Raw genomic sequence first — 12,949 nt, forward strand, 5'->3', positions numbered from 1 at the left:
ACGATCGATCGGTGACGAATCGATGGGGCATGACGGTGCCGTTGGGCGGGATCGCGCTGGCGCACCACGACGCGGCCTACGCGGCCCTCGAGCGGGCCGGGTTCACCGACGTCTGGTCGTCCGAGGTCGCCGGGACCGACGCGTTCACCCCGTTGGCGCTCGCCGCGGCCTGGGAACCGGGGCTGCGGCTGGGCACCGCGATCGCGCCGGTCTTCACCCGGGGTCCCGGCCTGTTGGCGATGAGCGCGGCGGCGATGGCCGAGGCCGCGCCGGGCCGGTTCACCCTCGGCATCGGCGCGTCCTCACCCGTGCTCGTCCGGGACTGGAACGCCATGCCGTTCGACGAGCCGTTCCGCCGCACCCGCGACATGCTGCGCTTCCTGCGCGCCGCGCTGGGCGGCCAAACCGTCGACCAGGCCTACGACACATTCACCATCCGCCGGTTCACGCTGGAACAACCACCGGCGGTGCCGCCACCGATCCTGCTGGCCGCGCTGCGCCCGGGGATGCTCCGGCTGGCCGGTGCCGAGGCCGACGGTGTCATCCTCAACTGGCTCAGCGCCGACGACGTGCCACGTGCCCTCGCCGAGCTGGGCGAACGGCGTACCGGCTTCGAGGTCGCCGCCCGGATCTTCGTCTGCCCCACCGAGGACGCCGCGTACGCCCGAGCACTGGGCCGCCGGCTCATCACCAGCTACCTCACCGTTCCCGCGTACGCCGAGTTCCACCGCTGGCTCGGCCGGGACGAGACGCTCGCGCCCATGTGGGCGGCCTGGGCCGCCGGTGACCGACGCGGCGCCAGCGCGGCGGTGCCCGACGACGTGGTCGACGCGTTGGTGCTGCACGGCGCACCGCAGCGGTGCCGCGCCGAGGTGCGCCGCTACGCCGACGCCGGTGTCGACGTGCCGATCATGGCGCTGCTGCCCACCCCGGAGGTCACCGCCGGCGGCGCGGCCGCGTTGCTCAGCCTCATCGCCCAGTTGGGCGCCGACCCCGTAGGAGCGTCCGCGTGAACCTCACCGACCGGATCGTGGTGGTCACCGGCGGGGCCGGCGGCATCGGGGCCGCGCTGTCCCGCCGCTTCGCCGCGGAGGGTGCCGCCGCCGTGGTGGTCGCCGACCTGGACCCCGAAGCGGCGGACGCGGTGGCCGAGGGGATCGGCCCGGTCGCGCACGCCATCGCCCTCGACGTCACCGACGAGGAGCAGGTACGCGACCTGGTCGCCGACACCGAGGAGCGCTACGGCCGGATCGACCTGTTCTGCGCCAACGCGGGAGTGACCACCGGCGGGGGAGTGGAGGTCGACGACGCCGGCTGGGACCGGGCGTGGCGGGTCAACGTGCTCGCTCACGTCTACTCGTCCCGCGCGGTGCTGCCCGGCATGCTCGCCCGGGGTGGCGGGCACCTGCTGCACACCTGCTCGGCGGCGGGCGTGCTGACCGCGGTGGGCGACGCCGCGTACACCGCGACGAAGCACGCCTCGGTGGGGTTCGCGGAGTGGCTCGCCATCACCTACCGGGACCGGGGCATCCGGGTCAGCGCGCTCTGCCCGCAGGGGGTGGACACCCCGATGCTCACCGAAGGGCTCGCCGAGGGGCATCTCGGCGCGCGGGTGGTCGCCGCGTCCGGTGCGGTGCTCACCCCGGACCAGGTCGCCGAGGCAGCCGTCGCCGGGCTGGCCGAGGAACGGTTCCTGATCCTGCCGCACCCGGAGGTCGCCGACTACGCCCGTCGCCGCGCCGAGGACCCGGACGGTTGGCAGGCCGGCATGCGCAAACTCGTCCGCCGCCTGACCCGTTAGGGCAGCGGGACGCGTCCGGCGGCCAGGAGATGGGCACTCGAACCGATCAGCGCCGGTTCGCTGCTGTAGAGCCGGGCGAGGTCCAACGCCGCGGCGAAGACCGCGTCCGGTGTCGGCCCCTGTACCGCCGCCTCCGCCGCGGTCCAGGCCGGGCCTTCCACCCCGTGTACGACGACGTCGGTCAGCCCGGCGGCGAAACACTCGTCGGTCAGTTCCTCGACCCGATGGAAGTAGGCATGGGTGAAACCGATCCGTGCGTCGTTGACGCCGTTGGTGAGCAGCGCCCCGGCCTCGTCGAGCAGCCTCCCGTCCAGTCGCCCGGTGGCGGCGAAGTCCAGCGGGCCGGCGAAGCGTGAGATGACAGCGGCCACGACGTGACCGCCGGGACGCGTGACCCGCACGGCCTCCCGCAGAGCCTGGATCCGATCGACGCGGCGCACCAGGTGGTAGAGGGGACCCAGGAGCAGCGCGGCGTCGTACCTCCCGTCGGCATCGGGCAGCGCACGAGCGTCGCCGACCTCCGCCTCGACCGGAGGCTGTCCGGCGCGGGCCTGCGCCACGTGACTCGGCACCAGGTCGACCAGGCGGACCTCGTAGCCGGCGTCCACAAGCATCCGCGCGTACTCGCCGGTGCCCCCACCGATGTCCAGCACCCGGGCGCCCGGGCCGGGCAGGAGAGCCCGCAGCAGCTCGCTCGTGCGGATCCACTCCAGTCGGGCCTGTGGCCGGGCGGACAGACGTTGGTCCTCGCGGTAGCGCACCGTGTAGTAGTCGACGATGTCGCTCGTGTGCTGATCCACCCTCTGATGGTCATCGCTGCGGCACCAGACCGCCACCGTGTTTCGGCCACCGGAGATGCGCCGGTGATCAAGAGGTTCGCGTCCGGAGCGGGCCGCGGTCGACGCGAAGCTCGTCATCACCGCGGGGACCGGCGGGCGCGGCGCAGGGGAGTGGGGTGCACCGACCAGAGGAGGCGCCGCCACCAGGGACGCGCGGAGCGCAGGCTGTGCACATAGGCCATCGCCACCTCGGCGGCGCGGGCGGCCTGGTCGGGTGTCGCGGCGCCCGGGGCGAAGCCCACCTGGTTGAGCAGGGCCGCCAGATCGTCGACGGCCGGGCCGTCGGTCGTACCGTCGGGGGTCGTGCTGTCGGCGGTCGTCTCCGCTCGGGCGGAGGCGAGGGCCTGGCGGGCGTGTCCGGCCACCTCGGTGGCGGCCAGGTCGTCGCCGACCGGGCGGCCGGCCAGCCGGAGCGCGTCGGTGACCTCCCGCCAGGCGCCGGCGATGCGCTGACCGGGGTCACCCCGGACCAGCCGGGCGCGGGTGAGTGAACGGCGCATCGCCAGCAGGGTGAGCAGCAGCGCCCCGACCAGCAGCAGCAGACCGCCGCTGCCGCCGGCGACCAGCAGCGGAGTGGACACGCCGCCCCGGCCGGGCGGACCGTCACCAGCGGCGACCGGCTCCGGTGACGCGGTGGGCTCCACGGTGGGCGCCGGCGCCTCCGACGGTGGCGGATCCTCCGGTGTCGGACGGAAATCCTCCTCCACCGGCCTCGGCTGCTCGTTCGGGCGGGGCAGCGGATCGAACGGCACCCAACCCAGCCCGTCGAACAGCACCTCCGGCCAGGCGAACGCGTCACCGGCAAGCACCGGCCCCTGCCCGCCGGCCCGGAAACCCACCACCACCCGGGTCGGCAGCCCGGACAACCGGCCGAGCACCGCGAACGCCGCCGCGAACTGCTCCGAGGTGCCCTCCTGCCCACCGCCGGCGCGGGGCCCGAAGAGAAAGAAACCCAGATTCGGGTACGCGTGCCCGCTCGGCGCGTCCGCCACCACCCGGTAGTGCTCGGCCAGGAACTGCTCGATCGCCAGAGCCCGCGCGAACGGGGCGCCGTTGTCCTCGGCGAGCTGCGTGGCCAGCCGGCGCATCGGGTCGGGCACCCCGTCGGCCACCCGCAGCACCCGGGCCACCTCCTCGCCGGCGGGCACGTTCGCAGTGGCCAACAGGTTCGAGTCCGGCTGTTCCTCGGCGGAGGTCACCGCGTACCGCAGCCCCGGCGTCAACCCCTCCGGCCGGATCAGCGTCCCGCTCGCCGGGTCGTACGCCACCCGTGCGCCGCTGACCTCCCGGGGCGTCGCCACAGCGGGCAGCAGCCGACCGCTCAGCTCCGCCACGGTGATCTGCTGGCGGACGGTCTCCACCGTGCTGTCCCGGGACGGGGCGGGGGCCGGCAGGATCCGCCCCGCGTTGCGGTACGTCGCACCGACCCGCCAGGTCACCCCGTCGTAGTCGCTGAGCACCGCCAACCGCATCCGCACACCGCGACCGGCGTCGCCGGCCGGCTCGTCCCCCGGTGGGGCGCTACCGGACGCGGGAGGTGCGACACCGGTCCGCTCCGTGCTCACGTCGAGGAGCTTCTGCTCCGGGCGCAGCGCCCAGCCGGAGATCCGAATCAACGGGTTCTCGTCGAGCGTCTGCACCTGCGGCGGCTCCACGTACCGGCGGGGGTCCACCGGCCGCCCGTCGACCTGGTCGGCGACGACCGGTGCGAGCAGCGCGACCAGCCCGACCACCAGCGCCACCCCGAGTGCCGCGCTGGTGGCCAGCCGCAGCCGCACCGCCGCGCGTACCCGGGGAGCCAGCTCGGCAGTGGGGTCGGCGGCGGCCGACGCGGTACCGGTGGGGACCGCCAGACCAGCCGCCGCGACCGCGACGAACGCCACCGTCACCCCGACCGCCGGGGCGGCATTCGGACCCACCACGTAGAGGGCGGCGGCGTAGAGCCCCGCCGCCGGCAGGTAGCCCAGCAGCACCCGACCGGTGCGCAAGGCGACCTCCGCACCGGCCAGCCCGGCCAGCCAGGCCGCCACCACGGGCACCAGCACCGTGTCCGGAGTGGGCTCCACCGGGATCATCGCGGTCAGCAGCCGCGGAATACCGTTGCGCGCGGCGTCAGCGGTGATCTCCAGCAGACCACCCGGAAGCTCGGCCCGATCGGCGGCCAGCCGCAGCGACCACAGTGTCCAGCCGGCCATCACGGCCACCGACACCGGCGCCACCAACCAGGACGGCAGCCGCCGGGCGGCCACGCTGACCAGCACCGAACCGGCCGCCGCACCGACGACCAGCCCGATCAGCAGGTTTCCCGCGTACACCCGGCCCAGCACCACCCCGGCCAGCGCGATCAACCCGATCAGCACCAGCGGGACGACCGCCGCCCGCAGCACCCGTCCGGCACGCGTCACCACCGGCGTACCCCGTCCCACTCGGCGGCGAACTGCGCGCCGTCCGCAGCGTCGACCACCACCAGGCCGGCCGCGCCCGGCGGCGTCGGCTCGGCCGCGCCGAACACCCCGACCACCACCGACGGGTACGCGCCACGCAGCGCGCCGACGTGCCCCAGGTCGTCCCGCCCACCCGGCCCGGTCAGGAAGATCAACGTGTCACCGAGCCGGTCCTGGCGCAGCCGGGTGGCAGCCGCGCGGACCGCCTCGTCGGCATCCGAGAGCGCGGCGGCGGCGAGCCGGTCCAGCGGACCGAGCGCCGCGCCGACGTCCGGCGTCCCACCCGGCGCGGCCGGCTCCGCGCCGGCGAACAACAACACCACCGGCAGGTCGGCACGGTGTGCGGCGGTGACGATCGACGCCGCCGCCTCGCACGCCGCCTCGAACGACTCCGCCACCCCACCCACCCGCTGAGGGTGCGCGACGGCGCGATTGTCCAGCAGCACGATCAGGTGCGGCAGGCTGGTGTCCACGTTCTCCCGCACCATCAGCTCACCCACCCGGGCGCTGGTCCGCCAGTGCACCCGACGCAACTCGTCGCCCACCACGTACTCCCGCAACGAGTCGAACGTGATCGACCCGTGCGGCACCCCGTCCACCCGGCCGTCGAGGCTGCGCCCCGCACCGCGCGGCACCGCCGTCAGCGGATGCACCCGGGGGTAGACCCAGACCGGCACCGCCCCGCCGTACGGGCGGGCCAACGCCACCAACCCCAGCGGATCGCGTCGGGTCACCCGCAGCGGCCCCACCGGCACCACCCCACGCCGATGGGTCGGTACGTCGTAGCGGACCTCGGTGTCCCGACCGGGCCGCAGGCGCAACACCGGCACCGGCACGCTGCGTTCCCCGCACCGGTCCTCGGCCAGCAGGTTCGCCGACCGCAGCCGGCCCGCGTTGCGCACGGTCAACATCATGCTCGCCGGCTCGCCGCGGGCCACCCGGTCCGGATCGGCGTGGCGGGTCACCGTCAGCCGGGGCCGCCAGGCCGCGACCAGCGCGGCGTAGCCGACGGCCGCGCCGGCCGCCGCGCCCAGCAACGTCAACTCGGGGTACGCGAACCGGAAACCCACAGCCAGCAGCACCACGGCGGCGACGAGCAGCCCGATCCCACGGGCGGTGATCCCCATCGCGCTGGTGCCGGTCAGCCCTGCACCGGAGCGGGCTGCCCCGACGGCAGTGGCACCGGCACCGAGGCGACGGCCTGACGCAGCACCTCGGCGGCGGTCAGCCCGCGCACCTGGGCGTCCGGCGTCAGCAGCAGCCGATGCGCGAACACCGACTCGACGAGCGCCTTCAGATCCTCCGGCATGATCCAACCTCGCCCGTCGATGAGCGCGTACGAGCACGCCGCGCGGGTCAACGCGATCACGCCCCGGGGACTGACCCCGACCCGCACCTGCGGGTGGGTGCGGGTCGCGGCGGCCAACCGGACCGCGTACGCGTAGAGCGGCTCGGCGATGTGCACCCGACGGGCCATCCGGACCATCTCCCCGACGGTGGCCGTGTCGGTGACCGGGGCGAGCGCCTCGGGGGAGCGCACGGTCGCGCCGCGCAGCACCTCCACCTCGACCGCCTCGTCCGGGTAGCCGACGGACAGCTTCACCAGGAAACGGTCCAGCTGCGCCTCGGGGAGCCGGTAGGTGCCGTCCATCTCCACCGGGTTCTGCGTTGCCACCACCAGGAACGGCGACGGCACCGGGTGCCGGACCCCGTCCACGGTGACGGTGCGTTCCTCCATCACCTCCAGCAGCGCCGACTGGGTCTTCGGCGACGCCCGGTTGATCTCGTCGGCGATGACGATGTTGGCGAAGACCGGCCCCGGATGAAACTCGAAGTCCCGGCTCGCCTGGTTGAAGATGGTCACCCCGGACACGTCCGACGGGAGCAGGTCGGGCGTGAACTGGATGCGCCGCCACTGCCCCTTCACCGTGGCGGCGATGGCCCGCGCCAGGGTCGTCTTACCGACGCCCGGCACGTCCTCCAGGAGCACGTGACCCTGCGCGAAGAGCGCGGTCAGCGCCAGCCGAACCACCTGCGGTTTGCCGAGCACCACCGCGTTGACGTTCTCGGCCAGCCGGGCGGCCAGGGCGGCGAAACCCTGCACCTCCGGCTGGGTGAGCGGCTCGTGGGTGTTCACGGTCGGCGGTGCTCCTTGCCTGGTGGTTCAGCAGGTGGGCAGGACGTTGATGTTGTCGCCGCCCTCCAGGTTGAGCCAGGCCCAGGGAATGTAGTTCTTCCCCTCGTACTCGACCTGCACCCACCAGGTGCTGCGCTTGTCGTTGTTGTAGATGTACGCGTAGACCTCTTCGCCCGACTTCTTGCAGAACGCCTTCAGCCGGGTCCCGTTGGCCACCCATCCTGCCTGCCGGTCATTGTCCTGCTCGGTAACCTTGAAGATCTCGTTGCCGTTGCGCGCGCCGGCAACCTCCCGGGTGCAGTAGCTCGCCTCCGGCCCGGAAGCGCCATTGCGGCAGGTCGCGATCCCGTACAGCGGTTGGGTGGTCTCGCCCTTCGTGGCCGTGCCCTTACCGGCGGCGTTGGTGGCCGTCACCGTGAACGCGTACGCCGTGCCCGGCGTCAGTCCGGTCATCGTGATGCTGGAGCACGCCCCGGCCTTCGTCGGCTCACCCGGCGTGCTCACCGCGCAGGTGGCCTGACCGCCGCCCGCGTCCACCGTGAACGTCACGGTCGCCGCGGTGGCCGTCGACGACGAGCCGGTCACCGTGACCCGTGGCTCGGCGACCGTACGCGCGGTGGCGGTGGCCTCCGGGCCGGGACCCGCCTCGTTGACCGCCTTCACCTTCACCACCACGTTCTGGCCGTTGCCCAGCCCGGTGACGGTCGTGCGGGTGTCGTTCACCTCGCTGGCCCGTCCACCGACGTCCACCAGGTATTTCGACACCGGTCGGCCGTTGGCCTCGGCGGGCGCCCACTGCACGGTGACCGCGCCCGGCTGGTCGGCGACCGTGGCGGCCCGCAGGTCGAGCGGCGTACCGGGCGTCGTGAAGGGCACCACCGTGTTGCTGACCGGCGACGCCGCCGAACCGGCGCCCTTGTCGTTGACCGCCACAACCGTGAACGCGTACTGGGTGCCGAACTCCAACTCACCGGCGGGCACCACCAGCTCGGTCTTCGTCGACTCACCGACCGGCGCGTTCGTCCCCGCCGAACTGGCCGTCACCGCGTACCGCGCGATGGTGTTGCCCTGGCCGTTCGCCGCCGGCCACGTCACCAGCACCGTGCCGTCCGGTCGCTCCTGGGCGGTCGCGCTCGCCGGCGGGTCGGGCACCGCGGCCGTCGGGATCACCGGGTTGCTGGTGCGCGGCGGACCGTCGCCCTTGGCGTTGACAGCGTGCACCGCGAAGCGGTACGTCTCGCCGTTGGTCAGACCCGTGACCTCCACCGCGCGTTGGTTGGCACCCACCTCCAGGCGCTGGCCGCCACCCTCCACCACGTACTTGATGATCTCGGCGCCGTTCGCGGCGGCCGGCCGCCAGCTCACCCGCGCCTGCGCGTTGCCGGCGGCGGCGGTGACACTGCGCGGCGCGCTCGGCTTGTTCACGCGGGGCTTCTTCGGCGGCGGCGGGGGCGGCGGCGGGGCAACCGGTGGCGGGTCGCCGCCGAGCACGTCGTTGGCGTACTTGTCGACATCGCGCACCTGGTGCTTGTCGTCCACCACCCGGGCGGTCGCCGCGTCGGGAGAGTTGATGAACAGGCGATTCTCCCGCACCTCAAGCTCCAGCGGCCCGTTCGCCCGCCCCTTGATGGTCTCGACCAGCTGACCACCCGCGTCGAAGGCGTAGATCGTGCCGGTGGCCTCGTCGGCGCAGTAGAACCGGTCCGCCCAGGCCACCGCCGGACTGAGCCGGTCGCCCTCGCCCGGCACCGTGAACGCCTGCTCCTCCCCACCGTCACCCACCACCAACACCCGCCGTTCGGCGGGCACGGTGACCGGAACCCGCTGCCCGCTGGTGCGCGTGGGCATCGCCGCCGCACCGGACAGCGTCAACGGCGTCGGGTGAACCTTGCCCTGCTGCACCCGCACCAGCTTCCCGGCTGTGCGGTCGAGCACCGCCACCCCCTCGTCCAGGGTGGACACCACAAGCTCGTGGCTCGCCTCGGCGACGTCGTAGGACTCGACCTGCTTCGGGCTGAGCCCAGGGCCGGCGGGCGCGGCCGAGGCTGGCGTGGACGGCAACGTGGCGGCGGTGATCGCCGAGACGGTGCCCTGGCTCGGCACCGCGATCCAGAGCCGGCCCTCGCCGTCGAACGTCCCGCCGGTGATGCCCGGGGGATAGTGCACCGGCTCGCCGACCGGGGTCAGCGACCGCGGGTCGAGCTGCCGCACGATGCCCTGCACGGCGTCGACGACGAACGCCGAATCTTCGTGCAGAGCGACACTCACACCGAGGCCAGGGGTGGTCCGGGTGGTCGCGGTGAGCTGCAGCGTGGCCAGGTCCAGTGAGCTGACCTGCCCGGTGTGCAGGTCACGCAGGACCAGCAGCCGGTCGGTCTGGGTGATCTGCATCGGGTGCCGGACGGCGTTGGGGATCTCGGTGCGGGTGTCCACCTTGGCGGTGACCCCGTTGACCCGGGCCAGCTCGCTGCGCGCCGCGCTCCACAGCCACGAACTCGCGTCGTAGTTGGCCACCGCGTTGTCGGCCGCGCCGAGCCCGAGGACGGTCAGACCCATGGCCGCCAGCAGCGCGGCCACCGTGCCGACGGTCACCAGCCCGCCGCGCAGCCGGGAGCGGGGGGCGTTGGTCTGTACGGCGTCCTCGATGCTGGCCACAGCCGGCTGCCTCCCGTAAGTCATGGCAGGTGACGCGCATCGCGGCCACCCCTCCCCTGAGCCGGGTGCCATCATATGGCGCTGCTGGTGACGGGGGAACCCGCACCGTCACCCCTGTGGATACCGAGCGTGTGCGCAGTGGACGCCCAGCTCAGCTCGGTTCAGCCCGCACCTCAGCTCGGCACGCCTCAGCTCGGCGACGGTCGGCCCGACGGCCTGCCGCTCGACGGGGTGGTGCGCTCCCGCGTCGTACAGACCTGTCCGGAGGTCGCGAAGCTGTCGGTGGAGTAGACCGCCAACACCGTGAAACAGTGATCCAGCCGCGAGTTCAACCCGTTGACCGTGTAGCTCGTCGCACCCGGGTCCACGGTGGCCATCACCCCCAGGGGCTGCCCGGCCCGACCGGCGGCGACCATGAACGGCACCGCACCGCCGGACGGGTCCGTCCAGGTCAGCGTGATGGTGGTCGCGTCGTCGCGGAGCTGCAGATCGCCGGGGGGTGGCCCGACCGACGCCTGCGCCGCAGCGGTCGGCGAGGTCCCCGCGGGCGGCGGATCGTCGCGGGTCAACACCACCACACCCAGGCCGGCCACCGCCACGACGGCCACCCCGGCCGCCACCGCCGCCCCGATCAGCGTCGCCCGGTTGCGCCCCGCCGACCCGCCTTCACCCGCGTACGAGGGCCGGTGCCCGTCGTGCACCGGGTGGTACTGCTGACCCGGGTACGGCACCTGCGCCGGCTGGTGCTCCCGGGGTGGGTACGGGTCGTGCGTGGGGTACCGATCGTGCGTCGGGTACTGGCCCTGCGGCGGGTACTGGTCCTGCCTGGGGTACTGGTCATGCCTCGGGTACTGGTCGTGCGTCGGGTACTGGCCCTGCGTCGGGTACTGGTCGTGCGTTGGGTACTGGTCGTGGTGGTTCGGCGGTGCCGCTCGCGGCGCGGTCGGCCGCGACCCCGCCGCCTCGACGCCTGCGTCCGTCGACCAGGCCGCCGGCGTCGGCTCGGCGGACGGCACGACGGCACCCGACCATGCGGCGGTCGGCGCTGGCTGGAAGGCGACGGACGGGGCCGACATGGCGTCACCCCTGGTCGGATCGCTGTCCGGCTGGACGGCCGGGATCACCTCGGTCTGATCGAACCTCGCGGAGACGGGCTGGGTGTACCCGGGTGGTGCGGAGACCGGGTAGGTCTGCCCGGGTGGTGCGGAGACGGGCTGGGTGTGCCTGGGCGGTGCGGAGACCGGGTAGGTCTGCCCGGGTGGTGCGGAGACGGGGTAGGCGTGTCCGGGCGGTGCGGAGACCGGGTAGGGGTGGGCTGGTGGTGCGGACGTCGGGGACGGGTGTGCCGGTGGCCCGGAGACCGGGTGGGGGTGGCCGGGCGGCGTCGTGGCCGGTGGTGCAGCGCCTGGTGGTCCGCTGACCGGATGCGCCGGCCCCGGTTGCCCGGCCGCCGGGGACGGTCGGCCCGACGTTGTCACGTCGACGGCGGACGCGACGACCGGTCCGGTCGCCCCGGCGGGTCCAGCTGCGGCTCGGGCAGCCTCCTCGGCGAGGAGCGGTTCGATCTGTCGTACCTGGATCGTGGGGTTGTCCCACGGAGGTGCCGGCGGCCCCGACGTTGGCGCCGGGACGGCCGGCGCCGGGGCGGGTGGGGTCGACGACGGGTGCGGCACGTCGACCGCCGGGTGGGTCGACTGCTCGCCCGTCCGCTGACGGGGCGGGGCGGTCGGCCCGGCCGTCGGTGGCGGTGGGGGCCGCTGACCAGACGGTGGTGGCTGGCTCTCAGTCCGTTGCCGGGGTGTTTGGCCCTGGGCGCTCGGCTGGGTCGGGTGGCCGTCCGCCCCCAGTCGGAGCGGCTGGCTCTCCGACACTGGCTGGGATGGCTGGCTGACCGCCGGCCGGGCGGACCCGGGTGGTTGCTCGTCGGCGCGTTGACGGGGCGCCACCCCGGGTGCGGCGGCGTTGCCGGGTGACTGGGGTGCGGCGGGGCCGTGTACCCCCGGAGGGGTTGCCTGGGGTGCGGCCGGCGGAGGCCAGGGCGAGTTGGCGGGCGCCAGGCCATCGGCGGAGGGCCGCATCGCGGCCAGGGTCGCCATGGACAGGGTCGGGCCGGACAGTGCCGACCGGACGCCGGACTCCGCCGCCGCGTCGACCGGGGCCGGATCGGAGACCGGCCCATCCTGCTCGGCCGGCGTCGGCGCGGATGGGCCGAGGTAGGCGCGGGCCGCGCGTACCGACGGGTGGTGCTCCCCGAGGGTGGCCGGCCCGGCGGTGGCGACGCGGGTGTAGTTGCGACGGGCCTCGTGCCGGTTGCCCAGTTCCTCCGCGACCTCGGCCAGTTCGAAGGCGAGCGCGAGCATCACCGGGTTGGAATGCTCCCAACGCCGCTCGCCCGCCGCGAACGCCTCCTCCAGCACGCGGCGGGAGGCGAGTAGATCGTCCGCCTCGCGGTGCAGTCGCGCCAGCAGGTGAGCGGTGTGCAGCATCTCAGGATGATCCACGCCGTACGGCGGGGGAGCGGATCCAACGGCCTCCGCGAGCAACTGCCGGGCGGCCTTGAGGTCACCTGTGGCGCGCACGGCGAGGGCCCGGTGCTGGGCGGCTGCCAGGGGGGAGGGATGGGACACGTGGCAATGCTGCCGGCAGAGGGCCACCGGACGCTACCCAGACACGCCCTGGGCGGCGGGTCGACGGCGGGTCCGCAGCCCTGTGAGCAGCGACGGAAGCGCCGGGAGAAAGGCGTCGGAAGGCGATGTGCATGATCCACGGGCGGCGTGTACAGTAACTCCCCGTGCGGCCCGCCGTACCGACCATCGGGTGGCAAGATCATCTGGTCGGCAAGGTAGGCTGAACGTGTAGGTCCGGGTGGCGGAATGGCAGACGCGCTAGCTTGAGGTGCTAGTGCCCGTATAGGGCGTGGGGGTTCAAGTCCCCCCTCGGACACCAAAGTTCGTGGATATCCACGCGAGATCAACTTCCTCTCGCGTGGGGACGCGAGCCGCGACGACTCATATGTGCGCACCGACCCCAGGGAGCCGGCGCCACCTGCGCTGACACCCTCGCCCTCGTGCTG

Annotated in this window: 7 protein-coding genes, 1 tRNA gene and 1 pseudogene; 3 read left to right on the top strand and 6 right to left on the bottom strand. The window is 73.8% G+C overall.

Going from position 1 to position 12,949, the window contains the following annotated elements:
- The first annotated feature begins 29 nt into the window (after positions 1 to 29).
- Together AB0C01_RS25090 and AB0C01_RS25095 are read left to right on the top strand one after the other, a co-directional pair.
- Positions 30 to 1,013, top strand: coding sequence for an LLM class F420-dependent oxidoreductase (locus AB0C01_RS25090; protein ID WP_357572295.1), 984 nt, complete (start codon positions 30 to 32; stop codon positions 1,011 to 1,013).
- The gene (locus AB0C01_RS25095) at positions 1,010 to 1,801 is read left to right on the top strand and encodes an SDR family oxidoreductase (protein WP_357572249.1); all 792 of its coding nucleotides are present in this window, start codon (positions 1,010 to 1,012) and stop codon (positions 1,799 to 1,801) included. Before AB0C01_RS25090 ends, AB0C01_RS25095 begins: the two co-directional genes overlap by 4 nt.
- Here AB0C01_RS25095 and AB0C01_RS25100 read toward each other — a convergent pair.
- The 6 genes and pseudogenes from AB0C01_RS25100 to AB0C01_RS25125 form a co-directional block, all read right to left on the bottom strand.
- Complete coding sequence (locus tag AB0C01_RS25100) at positions 1,798 to 2,601, bottom strand: methyltransferase domain-containing protein (RefSeq protein ID WP_357572250.1); 804 nt, start codon at positions 2,599 to 2,601, stop codon at positions 1,798 to 1,800. The two genes, AB0C01_RS25095 and AB0C01_RS25100, sit on opposite strands and share 4 nt — an antisense overlap.
- A gap of 116 nt (positions 2,602 to 2,717) precedes the next feature.
- Positions 2,718 to 5,048 carry a transglutaminaseTgpA domain-containing protein gene (locus AB0C01_RS25105; protein ID WP_357572251.1) on the bottom strand — a complete coding sequence of 777 codons (2,331 nt, stop codon included), beginning with the start codon at positions 5,046 to 5,048 and terminating at the stop codon, positions 2,718 to 2,720.
- A complete protein-coding gene (locus tag AB0C01_RS25110) occupies positions 5,042 to 6,211 on the bottom strand; it encodes a DUF58 domain-containing protein (RefSeq protein ID WP_357248414.1) in 1,170 nt (389 codons plus the stop codon). Before AB0C01_RS25110 ends, AB0C01_RS25105 begins: the two co-directional genes overlap by 7 nt.
- A 14-nt stretch (positions 6,212 to 6,225) precedes the next feature.
- On the bottom strand, positions 6,226 to 7,221 hold the full coding sequence (locus AB0C01_RS25115) for a MoxR family ATPase (protein WP_357248411.1): 996 nt from the start codon (positions 7,219 to 7,221) through the stop codon (positions 6,226 to 6,228).
- Positions 7,222 to 7,248: 27 nt separating this feature from the next.
- The gene (locus AB0C01_RS25120; RefSeq protein ID WP_357572252.1) at positions 7,249 to 9,876 is read right to left on the bottom strand and encodes a fibronectin type III domain-containing protein; all 2,628 of its coding nucleotides are present in this window, start codon (positions 9,874 to 9,876) and stop codon (positions 7,249 to 7,251) included.
- A gap of 188 nt (positions 9,877 to 10,064) precedes the next feature.
- Positions 10,065 to 10,493 (bottom strand): annotated as a pseudogene (locus tag AB0C01_RS25125) (fibronectin type III domain-containing protein); the annotation flags it as partial.
- Positions 10,494 to 12,735: 2,242 nt separating this feature from the next.
- On the opposite strand from AB0C01_RS25125, the gene AB0C01_RS25130 reads away from it, so the two are divergent.
- A tRNA-Leu gene (locus AB0C01_RS25130) sits at positions 12,736 to 12,822 on the top strand.
- The last annotated feature ends 127 nt before the right edge of the window (positions 12,823 to 12,949 follow it).

This window comes from Micromonospora sp. NPDC048905 (genome assembly GCF_040649655.1).
In the GTDB taxonomy this organism is placed as follows: Bacteria; Actinomycetota; Actinomycetes; order Mycobacteriales; family Micromonosporaceae; genus Micromonospora.

Bases quoted from the DNA above. Each gene is read 5' to 3' on its own strand.
- AB0C01_RS25090 (WP_357572295.1), top strand. From the start codon at position 30: ATGACGGTGCCGTTGGGCGGGATCGCGCTGGCGCACCACGACGCGGCC.
- AB0C01_RS25110 (WP_357248414.1), bottom strand. From the start codon at position 6,211: ATGGGGATCACCGCCCGTGGGATCGGGCTGCTCGTCGCCGCCGTGGTG.